The organism is Stenotrophomonas sp. Iso1, from assembly GCF_027497995.1.
In the GTDB taxonomy this organism is placed as follows: Bacteria; Pseudomonadota; Gammaproteobacteria; order Xanthomonadales; family Xanthomonadaceae; genus Stenotrophomonas.
Window position 1 is genome coordinate 866,207 of sequence record NZ_JAODBT010000002.1, and the last position, 23,597, is coordinate 889,803.

Consider the following 23,597-nt stretch of genomic DNA (forward strand, 5'->3'; position numbering starts at 1 on the left):
CGTCTATCTCAACGACGGGTGATGCCGGTCAAACCGGCGGTGCTGGCAAAGCTCTGGCCCATGCGGACGCCTGCATCGCTGATGGCAGCGACGGCACGTCCGATGGTGGGGCCGGCGGCAATGGCGGCGATCTTGGCGGCGTAGGCTGGGTCGGTGGCGTAGCCGGCGCGCTGCAGGCCCTGTGCGAAACCGCGCACATCGGTACCGGCCTTGAGTGCTGCCTGGTAGCGCGGACTGTTCTTCAGCATGCGCACGTAGTCACCAAAGCTCTCGCCGACTGATCCATAGGCACGGAAGCTGGCGGTTTCGTTGCGACGCTGGCCGTTGACGTACTCGTGAGTGCCGGTGGTGGCGCGCTCGCCGCTCCAGCCGGTGGCCTTGATACCAAACAGGTTGTGGCTGCTGTCGCCGTTTTCGCGGCGGATGTGGCGCTTGCCCCAGCCGGTTTCCAATGCGGCCTGCGCGACCAGTGCGCGCGGGTCTACGCCCAGCTCACGCCCAGCGCGTTCGGCATGCGGCCAGATGCTGGCGACAAAGCCTTCCGGTGTGTGTGTGCCCAGTTGGTTCGCAGCCAGGTTGGCGGTAGTCGTGTCCACCGCATCGCCACGCTCGGCGGCGGTGACCTTGCTCCAGCTGTCACTGCGCATTGTCCAGTCCGGCGCAGCGAGGGCGTCGGCCGGTTGATAGGGATTGTGGCTGCCAAGGGCTGCGTGCAGGTCACTGGTGTCGCGGCCGGCGATCAAATCCAGCGCCTGTGCCTGCGGCGTCATGTAGGCGGCACGCTCGCTCGCGCCCAGGACGTCGAGAGGATCTACATCTGCCGGCGATTCGGTCTGCAACGGCAGCGCCGCCGGTGCCGGGGCGCCGAGCTGGTAAGCGCGTGCGGCGGCAGCCGGGCTGATGGTGCCGTCCAGTGGCGGCGTGTTGGCGGCATCACCGCCGCCGAGCTGGCGGGCGATCATTGCCGACAGGCCAAGGCCACGGCCGCGCGTCATCGACTCCGCCATGCGCTGGTCGTACATCTCGCGGAACATCTTGTTCTCGCCGGGAAACAACGAGTCGCCGAAGCTGGCTTCACGCATGCTTTTGATCAGCATCTGTGCAAACTGACCTTCGAGCTGGCGTGCGACCTTGTCGATCTTCGCCGGGTCGTTGGCGAGGGTCGGGTTCAGTTCCAGTGGCGAGCCGCTGATACGCATGTCAGATGACCTCAAGCTCGGCGCTCAGCGCGCCCGCCTGTTTCAGTGCTTCCAGGATGGCGATCAGGTCGCCCGGCGCAGCGCCGACTTCATTTACCGCACGCACGATTTCATCCAGCGTCGCACCGCCGTCGAAGCGGAACATGCGGCTGCCTTCGTTGCTGGCAGTAATGGTGGATTGCGGTGTGGCGACGGTCTGCCCGCCCGCGAAGGCATTGGGCTGGCTGACCTGCGTCGACTCACTGACGGTCACCGTCAACGAGCCGTGCGCGATTGCCGCAGGGCTGACACGCACCTGCGAACCAATCACCACGGTACCGGTACGCGAGTTGACCACCACGCGAGCCGGTGCGGTGCCCGGCGACAGCTCCACGTTCTCGATGCGGGCCAGCATGCCGATACGCGCTCCCGCGTCGGTCGGGGCCTGTACGGCAACGGTGACGCCATCCACCGCACGAGCGGCACCCTCGCCGAAGGTGGCGTTCAATGCATTGACCATGCGCGAGACGGTGGTGAAGTCGTTCTGGTGAAGGTTCAGGGTGATCTCGCCGCTGGCGCCGAACACATCCGGCAGGGCGCGTTCCACCGTGGCACCGTTGGGGATGCGGCCAACGCTGGGAATGTTGACCGACATGCGCGAGCCATCTTTGCCTTGCGCGCCGAAGCCACCGACGATCAGGTTGCCTTGCGCAATGGCATACACCTGTCCATCGGCCCCCTTCAGCGGAGCCATCAGCAACGAGCCACCACGAAGCGACACCGCATTGCCAATCGAGGAGACCGTGATGTCGATCGGCTGACCGGGTTTGGCAAAGGGCGGAAGCTCGGCGTGAATGGCAACAGCCGCCACATTTTTCAGCTGCGGGTTGACGTTGCTGGGCACGTTGACGCCCAGTTCGCCGAGCAGATTCTTCAAACTCTGCACGGTGAATGGCGCCTGGCTGGTGCGGTCACCGCTGCCATCCAGGCCAACCACCAGGCCGTAACCGACCAGTGCGTTTCCACGCACGCCGCCAACCTGTGCCAGGTCCTTTATGCGCTCGGCGTGAGCGGGCATGGCGCAGGCCAATGCCAGTGCGACGACTGCGTAGCGAAGTAAGGAGAAAGTACGCATGGTCATGCTCAGAATGGCGCCAGCGCCGACGTGAAGAAGCGGCCCAGCCAGCCCATCGCGTTGGACTGCGCCATCGCACCGCGGCCGCCGTAGGCGATGCGTGCGTCAGCGACCTTGCTGGAAGAAATGGTGTTGTCCGGCGCGATGTCAGCGGCGCGGACAACGCCCTGGATCTGCACCAACTCATCGCCCTGGTTGAGCCGCAGGTTCTTCTGTCCCTGCACGACCAGGTTGCCGTTGGGCAGGCGCTGAATCACGGTGACGGTCACGCTGCCTTGCAAGCGATTGCTCTGCGCACTGTTGCCCTTGCCGGCGAAATCACGTTCACCGCCTGCAGACGCACCCAAGATGTCTTTTCCACCCAGCGTTACCGGCGCACCGAACAAGGTCGGTGTGCCGATGTCGATGTTCGACTCCTTGCTGATCGCGGTGCTGGCCGTGGTAGTGGCCGTGGTGTTTTCGATCAGCGTGATCGTCAGCAGATCGCCGACGTCACGCGCGCGACGGTCGCCATAAAGGTTCAGCCCCGGACCAGCAGCGTAAATGGCGCCCGCCGTCGGTGCGGCCGATGGCGCAATGATGGGCTGGATGGGAGCCATCGCCGGATACGGACGGACATCGCCGGCCAACACGCACCCACCTAACAGGGCGACGGCGATGGCGGCGGAAAGATGACGCAGTAGCGTGGTGCAGCTCATGGCGGATTTCCTGGGCAACTCAGACGTTGTTGTTGAGGTAGCCGAGCATCGAATCGGTGGTGGAGATGGCTTTTGCATTCATCTCGTAAGCGCGCTGGGTTTCGATCATCGACACCAGCTCTTCCACCACGTTGACGTTGCTGCCTTCCAGTGCTCCCTGCACGACGGTGCCCAGACCATTGAGGCCTGGCGTGCCGTTCTGTGCGGGACCGGAAGCGGTGGTCTCCAAAAACAGGTTTTCACCCTTGGCCTGCAGGCCCGCCGGGTTGATGAAGTCGGTAAGCGTCAACGAACCGATTTCCACCGAAGCCGCTTCGCCAGACATCTTCACGCTGATGGTGCCGTCGGTGCCGATGGTCATCGACTGCGCCCCTTCGGGCACCTGGATACCGGGCTGCACTGGGTAGCCGCTGTTGGTGACGACTTCACCCTGCGCATTGATCTGGAAGCTGCCGTCGCGCGTATAGGCCGAGGTGCCGTCCGGCATCATCACCTCAAAGAATCCGCGACCATTGACCATGACATCGAGCGCGCGACCGGTTTGCTGCTGGCTGCCTTGTTCAAAATGCTTGGACGTAGCAACCACGCGTACGCCGGTACCGAGCTGCAGACCTGTAGGCAGCTGCGTCTGTGCCGATGAAGAACCGCCCGGCTGACGCACCTGCTGATAGAGCAGGTCTTCAAAGCTGGCGCGGTCACGCTTGAATCCGGTGGTATTGGTGTTGGCCAGATTGTTGGAGACAACGGCCATGCGCGTCTGTTGCGCATCCAAGCCGGTCTTGGCGACCCACAATGCCTGATTCATGGAGCGGTTCCTCTGCTGCTGATGCCGGCCACGATGGCCCTTGCTGCAGTCAATGCATGGCGCGTGCCAGAAACGGTGTCGGGATGCTGGCGCACGGAAACGGCTGCAAGCCGTGAAGCGAAAGGTGGCTTCGAAGGCCCTTCTCCCGTTTGCCGGAGCGGGGTTGGGCTGAGGCCGCTTTCAGTAGCGAAATAGGGGCTGCCTCAGGACCAAAACAGCCCTCATTCAACCAATGGGGGCACCTTGATCCGCGTCCCGGTCACGCACAGCGTGCGTGGCGTTTCAGTCATGCACGAGCCGATGGCTCGCAAGTCGCTTGCCGTCGCCCCGTAAGGGGGACAAGGGAGTCGTTCCAGTGCTTGTCGCGCCTACCGTTCCTGCAGCTTCGACGTCAGCCGTTCAATCGCAACAGGCTGTTCGCACTGCGTGCATTCTCATCGCCGTGCTTGATGACCTTCACCTGCATTTCAAACTGACGTTGCAGCTGAATCATCTGCACCAGCGCGCCGGCCGCGTCGACATTACTGGATTCCAGCATGCCGCTGTCCAGTGCCTTGCCCTGGCGTTGCGCGAAGGGCTGTTCTGGGTTGGTGTTGCGCATCAAGCCATCCAGCCGCCGCGTCAATTGATCGTCGGCGGCGTCTACCACCCGTAGGCGGCCAATCATCGCCATCGTCTGCGGGCCTTCACCCAGCGGAATGATCGACAGCGTGCCGTCGTGACCAATCTCGATGGCCTGATGTGGCGGGACCGCGACCGGGTTGCCGTTGTCATCGAGTACGGCGTTGCCTTCTGCGGTGACCAACTGGCCGTTGGGCGTCAACGACAATGCGCCACCACGCGTATAGGCCTCACTGCCATCACCGGACTGTACTGCCAGCCAGCTACCCGGCTGCAACGAGAGATCCAGCGCATTGCCGGTGATCTGCTGCGCACCAACGCGGCGGTTGAAACCGGCATCTACATGCAAAGCATCCACGCGCGACGGAAAGCCCGGCCCCTGGATGCGGAACGCCTCGGTGTTGGCCAGCGCTTCTTTGAAGCCCGGCGTATCCGAGTTGGCCAGGTTGTGCGACACGGTGGCCTGCGCCTGCAGTGAAGCGCGGGCGCCGGTCATGGCGACGTAGAGGGCTTTGTCCATAAGGCGGGGATCATGTGACCGGGAAAGGGAAACGAGGATTCAGGTGTGCGGTGGCAGCGATGAAGGGCAGTGAACGGAAGATCGGAACGCAGGACGTCACCAATCACTTGAAGTGCCTGGTTACCTGTTCCCTGCGCTTCATCGCGGGTTTCTCGCGTTAGCGGATATTGATGATCGTCTGCGTGATCTGGTCCTGCGTCGAAACCATCTGCGCGTTGGCCTGGAAGTTGCGCTGCGCCACGATCATGTTCACCAACTGCTCGGTGAGGTCCACGGTGGAGGCTTCCAACGAACCGGCCTGCACCTGGCCCAGATCGGACGTATCCGGTGCACCGGTACGCGGGCTGCCGGAGGTGAAGGTCTCCGACCACAGGTTGTTGCCCTGGTTCTGCAGGCCCTGCGGATTGTTGAACGTGGTCAGTGCGACCTGGCCCAATGCCTTGTCATCGCCATTGGTGTAGCGGGCATACACCACGCCTTCTTCGGAGATGCTGATCTCGTTGAGCTTGCCGGCGGCATAGCCGTCCTGACGCGTGTCGCGCAGTGCGAACTTTTCGCCGTACTGGGTGGAGCCGGTCACATCCAGGGTCAGGTTGACCACGCCGGCGCCGGTCGTCGGAGTGAACGGATCCAGTGTGATCTTGCCGCCGACCGGGCTGGTCAACGCGCCGCTGTTGGAGAACTGCAGCAGCGTGGGCGCGCCTGCGGCCTGGCCATCAACGTAGTTGTGCACTTGCCACTCGTTCGGATTGCCGGTCTTTACGAAGTACGACGTCTGCGTATGGCTCACGCCCAGCGAGTCATACACGGTGACGCCACCGGTGGAGTGGTTGTAACTGTTCGAGTCCGCAGGGTCGAACGCGGCCACCGTGGGCGCGGCGGCATTGCCGGGCAGGGTGAATGCCATGTTGACCGAGGTGCTTTGCTTGGGCGGGCTGTCGGTGGTGAGCAGCTGCAGGTCGGTCAGGCTGCCGTCGAACTTGGTGCCGTCGGCATTGGGCGTAAACACCTGCAGACGCGCGCCTTGCGGGTTGACCACATAGCCGTTGTTATCGGTCTGGAAATTGCCGGCGCGCGAATACACACGCGCACCGTTCATGTTCATGGTGAAGAAGCCTTCGCCTTCGACCGCCAGATCCAGGCTGCGCCCGGTCTGGTCGATGTTGCCCTGCGAGAACTGCTGGGCCACGTTGGTCAGGCGCACACCGGCACCGACTGCATTGCGCGACAGGCCGTAGCTGGTCGAACTGAACAGGTCGGCGAACTCGGCACGCGATTCCTTGAAACCAGTGGTGTTGACGTTGGCGATGTTGTTGGCGGTGACGTTCAGGTCGGCGTTGGCGGCGTTGATGCCGGACAGCGATACGTTGAAGCCCATGGCGTTTACTCCTGCGGAATGCGTGGGTTGGCTCAGCTGATGCGGAGCACGTAGTCGAGCGGGGCGGTGCCCAGGCCCTTGAGATTCAGGTACAGGCCGTCAGCGCCGACGGTCACGCTTTCCACCTCTGCCTGCACGTAGGTGTTGAGCTTGCTCTGCGCGCCGGCACTGTCGGTATGGGTAGCGGTGATGGTGTAGCTGCCCGGCGGCATGCGCTTGCCATCGGCATCGGTACCGTCCCAGTCGAAGGACACTTCACCGGCCGCGTCGGCAGGCACGCTCAGCTGGTCCACCTTCACGCCATTGGCATCGGTGATGTCGATGGTCACTGTGCCTACGCCGGGTGCGGCCACGGTGCCGGTGGCGCCGCCTTCGGCTTCCAGCGACAGCTTGGTCGAGGGCACCAATACCTCATGGCCCACCAATGCGGCGCCACGCAGAATCTGGTCGCTGGACATCGACTCCTGGAAGCCCTTGACCGTGCTGTTGAGGTCGTTGATGCCCTGCACGGTGGACAGCTGCGCCATCTGCGCGACCATCTGGCTGTTGTCCATCGGCTTGAGTGGATCTTGGTGCTGCAGCTGCGTGGTCATCAGGCGCATGAAATCCGCTTGGTCCAGCGTGTCTTTCTTCTTGGTGCTGGTGTTGTTCGGCGCATTGAGGCCGAGCGAACTGTAGAGATCGGTATTGACGCCTGTACTCATGGCGGCGGTTTCCTTCAGTGATGGGCTCAGCGGCCCATGGTCAGCGTGGCCAAGGCAAGTTCCTTGGCGGTGCTGAGCATTTCCACGCCGGCCTGGTAGTTGCGCGAGGTGGAGATGAGATTGACCATCTGTGCGACGGGGTCCACGTCTGGTGCGTAGACGTAGCCATCGCCATCGGCCAACGGATGATTGGGCTCGTAGCGTTTGATCGGCGGCGCATCGCTCTGCACGACTTCCTTGACCTGCACGCCCGTGAGGTTGGGGTCGGTGCGGCTGGTGACGGCCTGGAAGATTGGCTCCAACGGCCGGTACACCGCGTCCGGCGACCCGGCGACGGAGTCGGCATTGGACAGGTTGGAGGCGATGGTGCTCATACGCACCGACTGCGCCTTCAGGGCGGAGCCGGCGATGTCAAAGATCGGCAGATTGCTCATGGCAGCGTTCCTTATTGGCCGGTGATCGCGGTGAGCATGCTGCGCACCTTCGATTCGACGAAGCTCAACGAGGCGCGGTATTCCAACGCTGCACGACCATAGGCGGCGCGCTCGGTATCCGGGTCGACGGTATTGCCGTCCAGGCTGGGCTGAGCAGCCTCACGGGTGATCTGGAATGGATTGAGCCCATCACCGCCGATGGCGAAATGCTGCTCCGAGGTGGCGGTCATCAGGCCATTGCCGGTCGCGCCTTGGGCATGGCGCAGGGCGGCATCGAAGTCGAGGTCGCGTGCCTTGTAGCCGGGAGTGTCGGCATTGCTCAGGTTGCTGGCGATCAGCTTCATGCGCTGCTCGCGCAACGGCATGGCCTGGGCGTGGATGCCCAGGTAATCGGAAATCAGGTTGGCCATGTGGAACCTCCCACGGAACGTTGCCGGGGAAGTTGCAAGGCGCGTGCCAGAGAGGCGAGAGCAAGCAAGAACAATTACTTCTCACCCGCCCGTCGGGCCCCTTCTCCCGTTCTACGAGAAGGGATGGGGTCCCGCACAAGTTGGGGAGCTGAGTCCGTTCATCCGCCTGCGGGAGACGGGGCCCGACGGGTGGATGAGGGCAAGCTCTTCGTTCTAAAGGCCTTTCAGGCCCAGCCTCAAGCTGCCTCAGCTACATGCCGCAATCGAGTCAGTACGAAATCCGCCAATTCATGCGGGCTGTACTTGGCAACGAAGGCATTGGCGCCCACACGCTCGACCATGGCGTTGTTGAAGACGCCAGAAAGGGAGGTGTGCAACAGCACATACAGTCCGGCCAAGCCCGCGTGGCGGCGGATTTCCGTCGTCAGCGTGTAGCCGTCCATCGCTGGCATCTCGATGTCGGAGATCACCATGGCGTAACGTTCAGCCGGATTCTCGCCGGCCGCGTGGATCTGCAGCAGGTGGTCAAGCGCCTGCTTGCCATCGGACAGTAAAGTGGCGGTGACGCCCAACTGGTCGAGCACGCTTCGGATCTGCTGGCGCGCCACCCGCGAGTCATCGACCACCAGCACCTGCATCGGTGGTGCATCGGCCGGCAGGACCATGGACGGATCCAGCACCGCTTCGCCGCGTAACTGGGCGATATCGGCCAGCACGCTTTCCACGTCGATCACCTGTATCAGCTCGCCCTGGAAGCGCGTTACCGCCGTCAGATACGTGGATTCGGCCCCCAACTCCGGCGGTGGTTGGATGTCTTCCACTGCGATATTGACGATCCGTTCCACGCCGCTGACCAGGAAGCCCTGTACCGAGCGATTGAATTCGGTGACCACCAGGTAGCCCGGCGATCGATCCGCCTCGGGTTCCCGCTCCGGATGGCCGATGGCCAAGCCCAGGTCGAGCACCGGTACCGAGCGCCCGCGTACATCGGCCACCCCAGCGAACTGCGGCGGCAGGCCCGGCACCTGGAACAACGCCGGGCGGCGCAGTACTTCCTGCACCTTGAATACATTCACGCCAAAAAGCTGACGGCCGCCGAGACGGAACAACAGCAGCGCAAGGCGATTGTGGCCGGCCAGTCGCGTGCGCTGGTCGATGCGGTTGAGCAGGTCTTGTGACATGCACCCTGTATCGGCGGGCAGGGCGCGCAACTTGAGCGTCGGCGGCATCGAGTTCTGGCACGCCACTTGCCTGTGTAGGGCGTACTTCATAGCCGGGAGGCTCTGCCCGCATGCGCCTGCTCCTTTGTATATGTGTGTTGCTGCCGGTTGCGGCGTGGGCCGGTGCTTTCCAATCGGTCGAATCGATCCGTGCGGCCGCCTTGACCACGCTGGCGACGGGTGAAGAAGGTGAGGCCGGCGTAGATGCCGGGCTGCGCCTGCCAGCCTGTCCGGCACCTCTCCAGGCTCGCGCAACGGCCAACACCACGGTCGAAGTGTCCTGCCCACAAGGCAGTGGCTGGCGCTTGTTCGTGCCGGTAAAGGTGCGCCGCGAGCAGCAGGTGCTGGTACTCAACCGCGGAGTGGCCGCTGGAGAAACCCTCGCCGCCGCCGATATCGGCACCGTGAAACGCGACACTGCACGTATTGCCGGAGCGGTGCTGTCCGCGCCAGAGGCCGCTGTCGGCCAGGTAGCTCGCCGTGCCCTGTCGGCCGGCAGCTTATTGTCAGCGACCGATCTGGTAGCGCCTCGAATTGTTCGTCGTGGCGACAATGTGGCTCTGGTGGCGCGTCGCGGCGGAGTGGAAGTGCGTGTTGCCGGGCGTGCCCTGGGGGATGCCGGGGCAGGCGAGCGGGTCTCGGTGGAGAACCTGTCTTCACGCCGGGTGATGCAGGGTATCGCCGCGCCGGGTGGCGATGTGCTGGTTACCCGATAATTTTTGCTAAAGAACCTCCGGCCATTGCCGTTAACGTTTTTGAACCGAATCAGGATTTCCGTCACATGAGCCAGAAAATCGACGGTGGAATCGCAGCCGCAGCGCAACTGCGCAGCGTTGCAGTCAACACCAAGGTAGCCCCGGCCGGTGAAGCCAAGACCCAGGCCGTGCAGTCCGTGGACAGCGTGCGCCTGACCGACGAGGCCACCCAGCTGCAGGCCATGCAGCGCGAGCTGAGCACGGCCCCGGCCGTTGACATGGCCCGCGTGCAAGCCGTCCGTGAGGCCCTGGAGAATGGCAGCTACCGGATCGATCCGGACGCCATCGCCTCGCGCATGCTGGATCTGGATCAGCAGCTGCGCGGATGAACCTCACCATGGCTGATCCGCTGCAGCGGCTGAGCGATGCGCTGGATGGCGAGCAACAGGCGCTGGTCGAGCACGACGTCGCCGCGTTGGTCGCGGCCACTGGCAAAAAGCTCGACGCCCTGCGTGAGCTGGAGCGGCATCCGCCGCTGCATGAAGCCGCGCGCCTGAAGGAACTGGCCGACCGCAACCACGCCAACGGCGTGCTGCTGTCCCGCCGCCGCCGTGAGGTGAACTGGGCATTGCGTCAGCTCGGCCGCAGCGAAGACGCCCCGGCCTACGACGCCAAGGGCCAGGCGCAGACGATGCATACCCGCCGCCCACTCGCGGTGGCCTGAGATATCCCGCACCCGCCCCGAGTACGGGGCGGCAAGCGTGCGGCGCATCCAGCTATAGTGGCGGCCCATCCTCGCGCCGTGCCCGTAGCCGTGACCCAGCCTTTCAGTTCCCCGCTTGCTTCCATGCCATCCCAGGCCGTCCTGCGTGCGCTGGGTGAGCAGGTGAAGCTCGGAATTCTCGTATTCAACGGCAAGTTTGAAGTCAGCATTGCCAACAAACTGGTGCGCGAGCTGTTTGGTGTGGATGAAGTTGCCGCCAACGCATTGGCGCGAAATCTGGAAGCCTTGCTGCCGCCGTTCGCCTTGTCGCAATCGCGTGAAGCCGGCACCTGGACCGGCAGCCTGCCCATCGGCGAGCGGGTCATCACGGTGCACCTTCACCACCATGCCGAAGGCGGCAATGAAGCCTTTCTGGCCATGTTCCAGCAACTGGAAGGGCCGGAGGATTACGAACGTGAGTTGCAGCAGCGGCATGCCGAACTGCGCCAAGCCTATCTGCGCCTGAACGGTACGCAGGAAAAACTGCTGCAGTCGGAGAAAATGGCCTCCATCGGTCAACTCGCCGCGGGTGTCGCCCATGAAATCAACAATCCCATCGGGTACGTGCACTCCAACCTGGGCAGCCTGCAGGAATACCTGCGCAGCTTGTTCACGGTGATCGAATCCTACGAACGTGCGCTGCGTGCGCCCGACCCCAAGGCGTTGATCCCGGAGATCGACGACATCCGCAACCGCCTGGATATCGACTTCATCAGCCGCGATCTGCCGCAGTTGATGGCCGAGTCGCGCGAAGGTATCGAGCGGGTGACGCGCATCGTGCGCGACCTGAAAGACTTCTCGTATTCCGGTCGCGACGAATCATGGAAGCTGGTGGATCTGCATGCCGGCCTTGAATCGACCATCAACATCATCTGGAACGAACTCAAATACAAGGTGACATTGGAGCGGCGCTACGGCGAACTGCCGATGATTGAATGTCTGCCGTCCGAGTTAAACCAGGTCTACATGAACCTGCTGCTCAACGCCGGGCACGCCATCGCGGATCGCGGCAGCATCATCGTCAGTACCGGTGTGGACGGTGACGAAGTGTGGGTTGAGTTCCAGGATGACGGTGCCGGTATTTCGGCGGACCTGCGCCAGCGCATCTTCGATCCGTTCTTCACCACCAAGCCCGTCGGTAGCGGCACCGGCCTGGGCTTGTCGATTTCCTACGGCATCATCAACAAGCATCACGGCCGTATTGATCTGGAAAGCACGGTGGGTGAAGGCTCACGCTTCCGTATCGTGCTGCCGATCCGTCAGCCGAAGTAACGGCTTCCGTGCTTTGTGCGCTGGGCCGCAGTGGGGGCCGCCGCCGTTTCAAGTCTGATGGAATTCACGCGCTGTCGCCCGGGTAGGCGAAGCGCGCCCGGGCTGTCTGGCGAATGCCAAAGATCCATGGCATCCACTTGGCTCTTGCTCGGCTCCCTGCGGCCGCGTGCGTTGGGCCAGGGCATTCGGCCGCTACGCCGGAACGCCGCCGCGCTTCTCATCATGCGTACGGAAAGCCTGACGAATATGCTCACGCAGATCATCGTCGTTCCAGGGCTTGGTCAGGAAGCGATAGATTGCGCCGCGGTTGATGGCGTCGGTAACGGTGTTCAGATCGGTGTAACCCGACAACACCAGTCGGATCGTATCCGGGTACAACATCTTTACCCGGCCCAAAAACTCGGTGCCGCTCATGTCGCTCATGCGCTGATCGGACAGAATTACCTGCACGTCATTGATCGCCAGCAGGTCGAAGGCATCGCGCACATTGCCGGCAGCTAGAATCCGGTAGCCATCGCGGCGGAACAAACGTACCAGCGAGCGCAGCACGTTTTCTTCGTCATCCAGCAACAACAGTGTGCGGTCCGGTCGGGTTTCGGCGAATGCTTCCGGGCGTAGATAGCGGCGCCGCAAGGTCATGCCGGCAGCGTCGGCGGACATCGGCTCGCCAAACAGATACCCCTGGAACACGTCGCAATCATTGCGTCGCAAAAAGCCCAGCTGCGCCTGTGACTCCACGCCGTTGGCAATCACGGTCATGCCCAGCTGATGGCCCATCGCGATGATGGCGCGACTGATCGCGGCCTCGCGGTTGGCGGCTGGCGCACTCTTGATGAAGCTACGGTCGATCTTGAGCTTGTCCACCGGGTAACGCACCAGCGCGCTCAGGCTGGAATCGCCGGTGCCGAAGTTGTCCAGGCTCAGGCTGATGCCTTCGTTGCGCAGGTTGGCCAGCGTTTCGTGGACGAAATTGACGTTGTTGGTCAACGCGCTTTCGTTGATCTCCAGCGTCAACATGCGTGCCGGCACGCCAATGGACTGCAAGGCCGCCATTACTTCGGTAAAGAAGTTCGGGCGTAGCAGCTGCAGCGTTGAAACGTTGACCGCAACGTTGAAATCCTCAAAGCCCTGGTCACGCCAAGTGCGTGCCTGGCGCAACGTCATCTCCAGCACCCAGGCTCCAATCTGCACGATGATGCCCAGACGCTCGGCGGTGCGCATGAAACGTTCCGGCACCAGCATGCCGAGGGTTGGCGATTGCCAACGCAGCAACGCCTCCATGCCGACCACATGACCATCGCGTGCACTGACCAGGGGCTGGTAGCGCAAGCGCAGTTCACCGTTGTCGATGGCATCCACCAGCTGCCGCGAGATGATGCTTTCGCTGTGCGCGCTGCTGGGCTTGTGCAGTACATGGACATGTACGGTGTTGCCGCCTTCGCGGCTGGCCTGATGCAATGCATCCTCGGCCAAGTCCAGCAGGCCAGTGGCGCTGGTGCTGTGTTCCGGGCACAGACTGACGCCGATCTTGCCGGTGAGGAACAGCGTGTACGGCAGCACCGAAAGTGGAAGCTCGATCTGCTGACGGATCTGCTCGGCGATCTCTTCCGGTGCAGCAGTATCACTATTGCGCTCGATAGCGAGCAGGAACTCATCGCTGCCATGCCGCCACAAGCGGCCGCGCCCGGCGAGGAACTCACGCAGGCGTTCGGCGATCATCACCAAGGCCTGGTCACCCACTTCCGCGCTCATGTTCTCGTTGACCGAGGCGAAGTGATCAATGTCCAGATGCAGCAGCATCAGCGACGGGCCGTGCCGATTGGCAGCGTCCACCATCGCTAGAAGTTCGGGGTTGCCTGCACCCAGGCGGACAGTGCGCGCATCCGTGCGGTCAGGGGTGGGCGGGGGGCTTGGGCTCCACATATCAACGTTGTCCTGGGTGTTTCGTCAGCGTGCGGTGGGGGTGTAGGGCAGGCGCAGATTGATGCAGGTGCCTTCGCCGGGTGCGGTTTCTATCTGCAGGCTGCCACCTGCGCTTTGTGCGCGCTCGCGCATCACAATCATGCCCAGCCCACGCGGCGCGGCGGGATCAAAGCCTTCGCCATCGTCGACAACCTGCAGCAGTAGCTCACCATTGCGACCATCACGTAGCAGCAGCGATACCTGGCTGGCGCGGGCATGACGCAGTGCATTTGTCAGCCCCTCCTGAGCGATACGGAAGCACGCCTGTTCAACTTCGTTACCGGGCCGATGGGCGAGGGTGTCCACATTGAGCAGCAGTTCAACGGGGGTGGAACGGAACAGCATGTTGGCCTGCCACCGCAGTGCGGCCTCCAACCCAAGTGCGTCCAGCTGAGGCGGCCGCAGCAGCATCGACAGATTGCGCAGTTTGACGACAGTACTGTCGGCCAGCTCGATGATCTGGTCGATGTCTTCTTGCCTGCGCGTGCAGTCTTCTTCGTCACGCGCGGCCCCGGCGGCCAGCTTCATTGCGGTGATGGCTTGGCCGATGTCGTCATGCAGATCGCGCGAAATGGAACGGCGTTCGTCTTCCTGCAGTGAGAACAATCGGCCGGCCATGGCCTGCAGCTCAGCATTGCTGGCTGCCAACGCATGACGTCCGCGTTCCAGCTCACTGAGGTCATGGATCACGAATAGTTGGCATGGCTGCCCGTTGTAGGCCACCGGACGAAAGCTGACCGATGCATTGAATGGTGTTCCGTCGGGCCGCTGCAGCGGTATCGGCATGGTGGAGGGGATGGCGCCGTCTGCGTTGTTGCTGACCGCAGCAAGCAGAATTCGGCCGATATCATCCGGGCGTGCCGCCTGCAGCATCATCGCAGCCGCGGGATTGGCGTAATGCACCGTTTGTGGGCTGACGATCACCAGGCCGTCGACCAACGCCGCCCCCAGTTGCTCAACGAAGTGTGTGGTTTCATCACCATCGCGCAGAGGCGGAACGCTTACGCGTGCACGCCGCCATTGCCACGCGCCGATCAAGGCAGCGATCACGATCAACGCGATGGCGATCACATTCCAGATCATTCTGATGCTGCCCTTTTCATTCCTGAAACGGCTTTCAGCGCGCCACGGATCATGGCTGGCAGAGTCGCCGCGTAAGCAGTAATTGCGGCGCAGCGCAGCCCGCTTGGCAGCAGGGCTGGAACAGGCGCGGGAGGCGGTAGGGCCGGGCCGGCATCCATCAGGGCGTAAGAGTTCGGGGCTAGCAAAGTGCCATCTTAGCGAGTTGTAAGGATGTGAACGACGGAATGCTCAATTCTGGGCGGCGCATGCCGTTATCGGTTTAGTCCCCGGTTTGTCGGGCATGGAGATTGAGCGCGTGGATCGCGGCGTAATTGCAAGCCTGCTCAGCCATCCGTTGGATGCAGCCGTGGTGCTGCTGGATACGGATGGCCACCCCTTGGCTGCCAATGCGGCGGCCAAGGAACTGGGGTTGCCCGGACGTCTGTCACGCTACACCGGCCAACTGTCCGGCATCCGTCAGCAAGTGGTAGCGAACGGGCCGTTGGCTTGCCCGTTGCCCGGCACCCAGGCGACGCAGCAAGGCTGGTTAAGCCGGCTGCAGGCGCCGTCAGGCGCTCCGCTGGGCTATCTGTATTCGGTAAGCAATGACATGGCGTCGGCGGACATGCTGTGCCGTATGGCGATGCAGTCGGCTGGCCATGAACTTTGGGATTGGGATGTGGTCGCCGACCGCGTCACTCATTTCGGGGCAGTGCCATCCGAGCAGACACCTTCGCTGGCGGGCTTGCTTGAGCATGTCCATCCGGACGAACGCGTTGTGGTGAGAGACGCCATTGCCGCCCATCTGCGTGACCCGAGCACACCCTTCGCCTGTCAGTTCCGGCTGCGCGACGCGAAGGGCCAGTGGCGTTGGGTAATCGACAAGGGCAGCGTGACTACACGCGGTGTAGACGGCCAGCCGCTGCGCATGGTCGGCACGCGCACGGAGTTGCCGGCACATAGGCCGCTGGAAGAAGAATTCCGTTCGCAACTGACCTTGTTGCAGCGGGCTCAGCAGGCGGCAGGTATGGGCAGTTGGGCCTGGGATTGCCGGCAGCAGCGGATGCATTGGTCAACCGAGGTTGCCGCTGCCATCGGTTGGGATGGCGACACCTTGCCAAGCGGGCGGCAGTGGCTGCGCCAAGTGCCGTCCGATGCACGTCAGCAGCTGCTCGTCAGCTGGCGCCGTTTGTTGGCTGACCCGCAGCCGTTGTGCTTCGAGCTGGCCTGGGGATTGGACCCACTGCTGCAACAGCAGCTGCGGGTGTGGGTGGAGCCCGAATGTGACGCCAACGGCACCTTGTTGCGCGTGATCGGCCAAGTACAGAACATCAGTGGGCAGCGGCGCACTGACGCGCTTATCCGCTGGCGTACCGAATTATTGAATCGTGTCTCGGCATTGGGCCGCATCGGCGGCTGTGAGATCGAGGTCGAGACGCGGGGCATGCAGTGGACTGAGGAGTGCTACCGCATCCATGGTCTGCGCAAAGCCCCGATCACGCTGGATGAAGCGTTGGCGCTTTACACGCCGGACTCCCGTGACAGTTTTGAAGCTGCCCTGCAACGTATCGTCGACGGCGGTCTGCCGGAGCAGCTCGACCTTTGCTTCTACCGTCCGTCGGGACAGCGCATCTGGGTGCAGGTGCTGATCGAACTCGACAAGCGCGAAGGCCTACCCGAGCGACACGTGGTGCTGTTTCGCGACATCACCCGTGAGCGGGAAGCGGATGAGCGCATGGAACTGCTCGCGCATTACGACCTGCTCACCGGCCTGCCGAACCGCATGCTGCTGCGTGAGCAGGCATCGGAAGCCATTCTGGAAGCGCGCGATCGCGGCGCGATCCTGGCCATGCTGTTTGTAGATCTGGATGGCTTCAAGGCCATCAACGATACCTATGGCCATGCGACCGGCGACATTCTGCTGAAGTCCGCCGCCTCGCGTCTGCATCAGAATCTGCGCACTGCGGATCTATTCGGGCGCTTCAACGGTGATGAGTTCATCGTTGTGCTGAGGAACCTGGTTGAGCCGGAGGACGCCGGCCATGTGGCCCGCAAGTTGATTGCTTCACTGACCGAGCCGCTGTATCGCGAAGATGTCACCCTCAAAGTCGGGGCGAGTGTCGGCATCGCACTGTTGGACAACAGTCGCTGTGATTTCGACAGCCTGCTGCGTGCGGCTGATGCGGCTATGCACGCGGCCAAGGAAGCCGGGCGCAACACGTATCAGTACTACAGCCAGGACGCCTTGGCGCGCACACAGCGGCGGCTGGATATCGAGCACGCGCTTAATGGTGCCATCGACCGCGACGAATTCAGCCTGGTCTACCAACCGTTGGTACATGCCGTTGGCGATCATCCGCCATCCATCGAAGCCCTGCTGCGCTGGGAAAGCGCACGCCTTGGTCCGTGCAGTCCGGCCGAATTCATTCCCATTGCTGAAAAGTGCGGAGAAATCATCCGCATCGGTGATTGGGTGTTGGATGAGGTCTGCCGGCAAGCGCGGGTGTGGCAACAGGCGGGGCTGAGCTTTGACCGTGTTGCGGTCAACGTGTCGGCACTTCAGCTGCGCGAACGCGGTTTTGCAGAGCGCGTCATCGCCCTATGCAACCGACATGGCTGGTCACCTTCGCGGCTCGAGCTGGAGTTGACCGAATCTGCCTTGATCCGCGACACAGACGCATTGCGACAGTGTTTTGATGTGTTCGAGCGGCACGGTGTGCCGTTGGCAGTGGATGATTTCGGAACCGGCTTCTCCAACTTGCACTATCTCAACCGCTTTCCCGTGCAGCGTCTGAAGATCGACCGCAGCTTTGTGCAAGGAATGCTGCACGACGCCGGCACGGCGGAAGTCACCCAAGCCATCGTGCATCTGGGCCACGCATTGGGAATGCGCGTGGTTGCTGAAGGTGTAGAGACGTCGGCCGAAGCGTCAATGCTGCAGCGACAAGGCTGCGACGAGTTGCAGGGGTATCTGTTCTCTCAACCGCTGCGTCCCCGCGAGATGGTGCAGTGGCTGCGAAGCAGCCAGGAGGGTGCACTGAGCGCACCTGCTGCGCTGATAGCCGCGCAGATTTCAGTGCCGCTTAGTTTGAGCGGGGAGTAGGGCGGGGAAGAGGGATTCTGTAGTCAAGTTGGTCTTGGCAGTTTCTTCAGCGTCCATGCCTTCATTCTTCCAGCGCTCGGCTTCTTGTCCAACGAAGATCGGATCGTCGTCGCTAAGTGCCCCTGTGCCGTGTTGGTCAAGCTCGGCCTGTAAATGTGGGGCATCGCCCTTCAACGCTAGCCCTAAATCTAGCAGGCCTAACCCCGGGGAAGCAGAGTGCACCTCGGGGCTTTCCTTTGGGCGATACGAAGCCAAAAAGGTGATGAAGTGTTCGGCGCTCAATGGCCGGTGTTCGGCACTCACGTGAAACCCGAATGCCGCGCGCTTTTACGCGCTACGTGACTTCGTCTTCTTCAGCTGACTAGAAAGCACCGGAGATCCGTACACGCAGGCGAGCTTTCAATTGAAGGGTTCAGGACGCGCCTTCTTGCACGCGCAAGACTCAGCCGCAGCGATAGTGGCCGGTGGTCGGGGTTCTGTGATGTCCATGCGTGCACGAAGCCGACGGTCTTTCAGTCACTCGATGTTCCAGCTGAGCAGCAACGAATGCAGCCGCGAGCATCTCTTGAGTCCAGCAATCGTCAGAGATGCTGAAGCGGTCGGGGCTCGGTATATGCCGTCCCTACATCGAACGGACTGCACTCAGCTGCGAAAGTCTTCGGCAGTCATCCATCTACGGATCAGAGCGCCGACAAATCCCAGTCGATGCTGCTCACTAGCCAATCCGATGCGTCCGGCGTTGTGCATTGCGCACGCAATAGCGCGATTTCGTGTTGCACCGCCTGCTCAAGCTGACTCAGCTGCTGCCTGCGCTTGGGCGCCATTGCAACTGCAGCGGAAACAGGCAGCAGCGAAGGCTCTTCGGTGGTTGCACCCGTTTCCGGGCCATGTTCAGGCGTGTTCGATAACGTCATAGTTGTTCGAGATGAGCACATGACAAAGCCCCGGTCATGAACCGGGGCTTTGCTGAAAAGCACGGAAGGGGAGAATCAGAACAGCTCCACTGTGCCGGCACCCATGCTCTGCTGTGTCACCGGCTTGTGCGGCGGACGCTCCCATTCGCTACGCATTTCACGCAGGCGGCTGCCGGTGCGCTGCAGGGTAGCGACCATTTCACCATCGAATACGCCGCCGTTACGGTGCAGCAGTTCCTGCAGTGCGACAGCCTCACGGTTGATCGCACCCAAGCGGTCCAGGTGCGTATGCACGCCGCCCAGTGCCTGGGTAGCGATGTCCTCGAATTGCAGGGCGCGCACGGCTTCGGCCACACTGCCGTCGATGGCGCGGCCGCATTCGGAGATCTCGCGCATACCTTCGCCCAGCGAGGCATTGATGGCCGCAACATTGTCCAACATTGAAGCGGCTTCCTGACGCGCTTCACGCGAGCGGTCCATATCGCGTGAGGCCATATGCGACACCGTCTCGCGGACCTTGGCGATAGCGTCCTTGGAGCTGTGCGCCAGCTTGCGGATCTGTTCGTTGAACGTTGTGGAACGCTCGGACAGGTTGCGCACTTCATCGGCAACCACGGCAAAGCCACGACCGGCTTCACCGGCGCGCGCAGCTTCGATGGCGGCATTCAGTGCCAGCAGATTGGTTTGGTCAGCGATGGATTTCACGTCTTCCAGCAACGCGAAGATGCCATCCAGGTGCTGGGCCATCTGGTCGATGTGCTGCACGGTGTTGGAGCTTTGGCCGCTGACTTGCTCCAGCGCTTCCACCAGCTGTTCCATCTGGTGACTGGCGTGCTGCGCAAAGCGTGCGACATCCAGCCCGGCACTGCCTTCGTCGCCGGTACGGTCAACGATTCGGGCCAGCGCCTGGCTTTGCTGGCGCGAGCGACGGTTCATTGCGTCGAAACTGCCGCCCAACCCGCCGACGGCCTGGCGGATGAGTTCACGGGCGCGTTCGATTTCACTGCGCGAGCCGTCGATTTCATTGCTGACGAAGCTGCGCAGTTCGTTGAGCAGTTGGTCCTGCTCGCGCAGCACCTTGGCATGCTCGGGAGAACGCTTGGTCTGCGCGTGTACGCTCCAGTAAGCGAACACCAGCCAACTCAGCACCATGGTGGTCAGGATCGCCCAGACGGCGGCCGTGGGCCATGCAAGTGCGGCAGCAAGCGGCAGCAGAAAAGTGAGGGCCAGCGGGGCGGCCAGGCGGATTGCAATACGTGAGTACATGGACGTTCTCGGGAGAGTCACGAGTGCAGTATCGGCCGTAGGCCAAGCCTCTTTAGCACTGCGATCACAATCTGCGAACGTTTGCCGCAGCCCCGTGCAAACAGGGCTGCGCATCGAAAGACCTCAGCGCAGGCGTCTTTCGATCGCTTCAAGCATGGTCTTGCGTGAGAACAGGAAATCCATGTAACTGCCGCCCAGCTGGCGCCAGAGTACCGCCGAGCGGACGGCCGCCAGCAGCAGGGCGCGGATCTCCGACACCACGGCCGCCTGGCCCAGGTAATGCGGGTTGCCCTGCACCATGATCTTGGGCTTGAGCTGGCTGATGGTGTCCGCATACAGGCTGCCCAGCGCTGACAGAACGTCCGGATGGCTGCTGTCACCCAGCTCCTGCGCGCGTGCAGCTGCGCGTTCGATGCCAGCGGTCACCTTGTCCACGGTGGCGTCTTCACGCACGAAGCGTCGTTCCAGCTGCAACACCGTCAGCGCCAGGCGCGGCAGCAGATCGTCCTTGCCTTGATTGCGGAAATAGTCGCGCAACAGGCGCAGGCCCGCTTCAACCTGGGTCGGACTGCCGTAGACCGCGCCCGGTGAGCTGGCGTCGATGCGCATCACGCTGTCCATCGCGGTACGCACGATGGCGTTCTCCGAATGGCCGGTTTCAGCGATGCGGCGCACCTGCTGCAATGCCTGGGCAATGCCGGCCAGGGCAAGTACGCGGTCATCGATGGGAAAGCTCATGGGTTACCTCTCAAGGGGAAACAGGGGCGCCCAAGCGGCGCTCCAATGGGGCATCGGTGGCGGCGATCACAGCGCCACCCAGGCACTGTGCGCCGTCATACAGCACCAGCGACTGGCCGGGTGTCACCGCACGCTGTGGGCGGCTGAAGCGGACATCCAGTGTGCCGTCGTCGCGCACCTGTACGGTGCAGGGCTCGTCCGGCTGCCGGTAGCGGGTCTGTGCGGTGCATTCAAACTGGCGGGCGGGCGGTGCCCCGGAAATCCAGTGCATGGCTTCACTACGCAGCCAGTTGGATTGCAGCCACGGGCTGTCATGGCCCTGGTCTACATACAGGATGTTGCGCTCCACGTCCTTGCCCACCACGAACCACGGTGCGGCAGGACGGCCGCGCACGCCACCGATGTTCAGGTCCTCGCGCTGGCCCAGGGTGAAATAGAACACACCTGGGTGACGCGCGATGACCTGGCCGTCCGGATCGTGAATTTCACCTTCGCGGGCGGGCAGGTACTGACCAAGAAATTCGCGAAAATCCCGCTCGCCGATGAAACAAATGCCGGTGGAATCCTTCTTGGCATGGGTGGGGAGGGCGGCATCGCGGGCGATGCGGCGCAACTCGCTCTTTTCCAGGTGACCAATCGGGAACAGGGTTGCCGCCAACTGCGACTGACCCAGCTGGTGCAGAAAATAGCTCTGGTCCTTGCCGCGGTCGGCGCCTCGCAGCAGTTGCCAGAGGCCGCCGGATTTCACCACCTGCGCGTAATGGCCGGTGGCGATGCGCTCGGCGCCCAGTTCGCGGGCGGCATCAAGGAAGTGCTTGAACTTGACCTCGCGGTTGCACAGCACGTCCGGATTAGGCGTGCGGCCTGCCGCGTACTCGGCCAGAAAATGTTCGAAAACGCCCTGCCAGTATTCACTGGAGAAATCCCGGAAATGGAAGGGGATGTCCAACCGGCCGCAGACGGCCACCGCATCGCGGCGATCGTCTTCGGCACGACAATGGCCACTGCCGTCGTCGGCCCAGTTCTGCATGAACAGGCCCGCGACATCCTGGCCTTGCTGGACCAGGGTCAATGCAGCAACGGAAGAATCCACACCGCCGGAAACACCGACAACAACACCAGGACTACTCACAACACTTGCCTCAGGATCGATAGCGGATGACGCTGGCCAGCCAGCCAATCAGAGACTGTCTGCCAGACCAGCGGGCTACGCAGCCGCGCTAGGTCGGCCTGCAGCTGCGCTGGCGTCAGCCAAATTGCCTGCACGATGCCCGCGTCCAACGGCTGCTCCGGGTGATGAAGCAGGGGTTCGGCGGCGAAGGCAAACCGCAGGAACGGCGTGCCGTCAGCGGCGGTCCATTGGTAGGTGCCGATGAACCCGGTCAAGCGAACGTCCCAACCGGTTTCCTCGCGGGTTTCGCGTACGGCGGCCTCAAGCAGGCTTTCGTCCGGCTCCAGGTGGCCCGCCGGCTGGTTCAATACCCGCCGGCCGTCCTTTTCCTCTTCCACCAACAGCAACTGCCCAGCGCGAGACACCACGGTGGCAACGGTGACGCGTGGTGCCCATCGCTGGGACTGCAAAGCATTCACGCTTAGTAATCGTCCTTCTTGGTCAGTTCCAGCTCGATGGCATCAGCGCTGCGGGAAGCGGCATCGATGGCGTCGGAGAGCTGTTCTGCATTGGCATTGGCATCAATCTTGACCACGAACATGGCCAAGTCTTCCTGCTTCACCCAGCTGCCCATCTTGGATTCATTGGAATCTTCAAGCAGGCGGTTGGCAACAGCCGCCGGGAACTGCGGGGCGGCCGATTTATAGCCCGGCGACCAGATTTCACGGACCTGATGGCTGCCGTAGGTTTCAACACTGGAGCGCACGAAGACCATCTGGGTGCGGTCGCCCTCCAATTCAAATACCAGGCGATAGTCACCGTCTTCATCGACCTCGTACTTGTATTCCAGCGTATCGAGCAGGCGGCCGGTAGCTGCGTCGGGCTCGGCGGCAAGTGCGCTTCCTGCGGCGCTGGCCATCACGGTGGCCATTGCGATGCTTGCCAGATACTTCTTCATGCGATCCCCATCGTTGGTTGGTTGACTGATCTGCAAATTGTGCGGGGACGAGGGGGCCTGCGTCCATTGGCAGGAGGGTTGGGTGGGAGGAAACGCTATAATCAGCCGATGCCTTCAACGCCCCAACACGAAAACGACCATGGCCTGCTGGTCGCCCCCAGCAAGCCCGAGCTCGCGCCTCCGCCGCAGTACCAGGTGATGTTGCTCAACGACGACTACACACCTATGGACTTCGTTGTGACGGTGCTGCAGAACTTCTTCTCTATGGACATGGACCAGGCCACTCAGGTGATGCTGCACGTCCATACCCGTGGGCGGGGTGTTTGCGGTATTTACAGCCGCGAAGTAGCTGAAACCAAGGTCGCGCTGGTCAACGAGTTCTCTCGGATGAACCAACACCCGTTACTGTGCACGATGGAGCGGGCCTGACGGCCCTCTTGTACAAGCTTGGCCAGGCAGGCCGCGCAGACAGTGCCCGGCGCTGCGCGGAAGCAGCCGTTGTGTCTGCCCAAACAGCTCGCAGCAACCCTCTGTTGACTGGGAAACAGCATCCCGTCCGAACACGCAATGGCCTGCCACGACCACGCAATGGCGGCCTTTTCGTGCCCAAAAAGCTGAATGCAGGATTCACGGGCCCCGGGTTTGCCGTT

At 62.5% G+C, this 23,597-nt stretch carries 23 protein-coding genes and 1 pseudogene; 6 read left to right on the forward strand and 18 right to left on the reverse strand.

Going from position 1 to position 23,597, the window contains the following annotated elements; all coding sequences use genetic code 11:
- Window positions 1-8: 8 nt before the first annotated feature.
- The 10 genes from flgJ to PAN08_RS12775 all read right to left on the reverse strand — a co-directional run bounded on the left by flgJ (window position 9) and on the right by PAN08_RS12775 (window position 9,064).
- Complete coding sequence (flgJ, locus tag PAN08_RS12730; RefSeq protein WP_269791847.1) at window positions 9-1,199, reverse strand: flagellar assembly peptidoglycan hydrolase FlgJ; 1,191 nt, start codon at window positions 1,197-1,199, stop codon at window positions 9-11.
- 1 nt (window position 1,200) lies between these two features.
- On the reverse strand, window positions 1,201-2,313 hold the full coding sequence (locus tag PAN08_RS12735; protein WP_269791848.1) for a flagellar basal body P-ring protein FlgI: 1,113 nt from the start codon (window positions 2,311-2,313) through the stop codon (window positions 1,201-1,203).
- 8 nt (window positions 2,314-2,321) lie between these two features.
- Window positions 2,322-3,011 carry a flagellar basal body L-ring protein FlgH gene (gene flgH / locus PAN08_RS12740; protein WP_269791849.1) on the reverse strand — a complete coding sequence of 230 codons (690 nt, stop codon included), beginning with the start codon at window positions 3,009-3,011 and terminating at the stop codon, window positions 2,322-2,324.
- A gap of 19 nt (window positions 3,012-3,030) precedes the next feature.
- Window positions 3,031-3,816: a flagellar basal-body rod protein FlgG gene (flgG, locus tag PAN08_RS12745; RefSeq protein ID WP_269791850.1), complete on the reverse strand. Its 786-nt coding sequence runs from the start codon at window positions 3,814-3,816 to the stop codon at window positions 3,031-3,033.
- A gap of 391 nt (window positions 3,817-4,207) precedes the next feature.
- Window positions 4,208-4,957, reverse strand: a complete 750-nt coding sequence (locus PAN08_RS12750; protein ID WP_269791851.1) for a flagellar basal body rod protein FlgF — start codon at window positions 4,955-4,957, stop codon at window positions 4,208-4,210.
- A gap of 157 nt (window positions 4,958-5,114) precedes the next feature.
- Window positions 5,115-6,335, reverse strand: a complete 1,221-nt coding sequence (gene flgE / locus PAN08_RS12755) for a flagellar hook protein FlgE (RefSeq protein ID WP_269791852.1) — start codon at window positions 6,333-6,335, stop codon at window positions 5,115-5,117.
- A gap of 32 nt (window positions 6,336-6,367) precedes the next feature.
- Window positions 6,368-7,039 carry a flagellar hook capping FlgD N-terminal domain-containing protein gene (locus PAN08_RS12760; RefSeq protein ID WP_269791853.1) on the reverse strand — a complete coding sequence of 224 codons (672 nt, stop codon included), beginning with the start codon at window positions 7,037-7,039 and terminating at the stop codon, window positions 6,368-6,370.
- 26 nt (window positions 7,040-7,065) lie between these two features.
- The gene (flgC, locus tag PAN08_RS12765; RefSeq protein ID WP_057633232.1) at window positions 7,066-7,473 is read right to left on the reverse strand and encodes a flagellar basal body rod protein FlgC; all 408 of its coding nucleotides are present in this window, start codon (window positions 7,471-7,473) and stop codon (window positions 7,066-7,068) included.
- Window positions 7,474-7,484: 11 nt separating this feature from the next.
- A complete protein-coding gene (gene flgB / locus PAN08_RS12770; RefSeq protein ID WP_269791854.1) occupies window positions 7,485-7,883 on the reverse strand; it encodes a flagellar basal body rod protein FlgB in 399 nt (132 codons plus the stop codon).
- Between the two features lie 236 nt (window positions 7,884-8,119).
- Window positions 8,120-9,064 (reverse strand): chemotaxis protein, encoded by a 945-nt coding sequence (locus PAN08_RS12775; RefSeq protein WP_269791855.1) that lies wholly within the window; start codon window positions 9,062-9,064, stop codon window positions 8,120-8,122.
- A gap of 110 nt (window positions 9,065-9,174) precedes the next feature.
- Here PAN08_RS12775 and flgA point away from each other — a divergent pair, with 110 nt between their 5' ends.
- The 4 genes from flgA (at window position 9,175) to PAN08_RS12795 (ending at window position 11,833) form a co-directional block, all read left to right on the forward strand.
- Window positions 9,175-9,819: a flagellar basal body P-ring formation chaperone FlgA gene (flgA, locus tag PAN08_RS12780; protein ID WP_269791856.1), complete on the forward strand. Its 645-nt coding sequence runs from the start codon at window positions 9,175-9,177 to the stop codon at window positions 9,817-9,819.
- Window positions 9,820-9,884: 65 nt separating this feature from the next.
- Complete coding sequence (flgM, locus tag PAN08_RS12785) at window positions 9,885-10,187, forward strand: flagellar biosynthesis anti-sigma factor FlgM (RefSeq protein WP_269791857.1); 303 nt, start codon at window positions 9,885-9,887, stop codon at window positions 10,185-10,187.
- Window positions 10,184-10,522, forward strand: coding sequence for a flagellar protein FlgN (locus tag PAN08_RS12790; RefSeq protein ID WP_269791858.1), 339 nt, complete (start codon window positions 10,184-10,186; stop codon window positions 10,520-10,522). Before flgM ends, PAN08_RS12790 begins: the two co-directional genes overlap by 4 nt.
- A gap of 123 nt (window positions 10,523-10,645) precedes the next feature.
- Window positions 10,646-11,833: an ATP-binding protein gene (locus PAN08_RS12795; RefSeq protein WP_269791859.1), complete on the forward strand. Its 1,188-nt coding sequence runs from the start codon at window positions 10,646-10,648 to the stop codon at window positions 11,831-11,833.
- A 192-nt stretch (window positions 11,834-12,025) separates the two neighbouring features.
- Here PAN08_RS12795 and PAN08_RS12800 read toward each other — a convergent pair whose 3' ends face one another.
- The gene (locus PAN08_RS12800) at window positions 12,026-13,756 is read right to left on the reverse strand and encodes an EAL domain-containing protein (protein ID WP_269791860.1); all 1,731 of its coding nucleotides are present in this window, start codon (window positions 13,754-13,756) and stop codon (window positions 12,026-12,028) included.
- Between the two features lie 24 nt (window positions 13,757-13,780).
- Window positions 13,781-14,734 (reverse strand): annotated as a pseudogene (locus PAN08_RS12805) (histidine kinase); the annotation flags it as partial.
- Between the two features lie 439 nt (window positions 14,735-15,173).
- Here PAN08_RS12805 and PAN08_RS12810 point away from each other — a divergent pair.
- Window positions 15,174-17,960, forward strand: coding sequence for an EAL domain-containing protein (locus PAN08_RS12810; protein ID WP_269791925.1), 2,787 nt, complete (start codon window positions 15,174-15,176; stop codon window positions 17,958-17,960).
- Here PAN08_RS12810 and PAN08_RS12815 read toward each other — a convergent pair.
- From PAN08_RS12815 to PAN08_RS12840, 6 genes are all read right to left on the reverse strand, one after another.
- Window positions 17,931-18,263, reverse strand: a complete 333-nt coding sequence (locus PAN08_RS12815) for a hypothetical protein (protein WP_269791861.1) — start codon at window positions 18,261-18,263, stop codon at window positions 17,931-17,933. The two genes, PAN08_RS12810 and PAN08_RS12815, sit on opposite strands and share 30 nt — an antisense overlap.
- A gap of 686 nt (window positions 18,264-18,949) precedes the next feature.
- The gene (locus PAN08_RS12820; protein WP_269791862.1) at window positions 18,950-20,140 is read right to left on the reverse strand and encodes a methyl-accepting chemotaxis protein; all 1,191 of its coding nucleotides are present in this window, start codon (window positions 20,138-20,140) and stop codon (window positions 18,950-18,952) included.
- Window positions 20,141-20,263: 123 nt separating this feature from the next.
- A complete protein-coding gene (gene hflD, locus PAN08_RS12825) occupies window positions 20,264-20,878 on the reverse strand; it encodes a high frequency lysogenization protein HflD (protein ID WP_269791863.1) in 615 nt (204 codons plus the stop codon).
- Window positions 20,879-20,888: 10 nt separating this feature from the next.
- Entirely contained in the window at window positions 20,889-22,010 is a 1,122-nt protein-coding gene (gene mnmA, locus PAN08_RS12830; RefSeq protein ID WP_269791864.1) for a tRNA 2-thiouridine(34) synthase MnmA, read from the reverse strand.
- Window positions 22,007-22,468: an NUDIX hydrolase gene (locus PAN08_RS12835; protein ID WP_269791865.1), complete on the reverse strand. Its 462-nt coding sequence runs from the start codon at window positions 22,466-22,468 to the stop codon at window positions 22,007-22,009. Before PAN08_RS12835 ends, mnmA begins: the two co-directional genes overlap by 4 nt.
- 2 nt (window positions 22,469-22,470) lie before the next feature.
- On the reverse strand, window positions 22,471-22,947 hold the full coding sequence (locus PAN08_RS12840) for a hypothetical protein (RefSeq protein ID WP_269791866.1): 477 nt from the start codon (window positions 22,945-22,947) through the stop codon (window positions 22,471-22,473).
- Window positions 22,948-23,055: 108 nt separating this feature from the next.
- On the opposite strand from PAN08_RS12840, the gene clpS reads away from it, so the two are divergent.
- Window positions 23,056-23,376: an ATP-dependent Clp protease adapter ClpS gene (gene clpS / locus PAN08_RS12845; RefSeq protein WP_269791867.1), complete on the forward strand. Its 321-nt coding sequence runs from the start codon at window positions 23,056-23,058 to the stop codon at window positions 23,374-23,376.
- Window positions 23,377-23,597 lie beyond the last annotated feature (221 nt).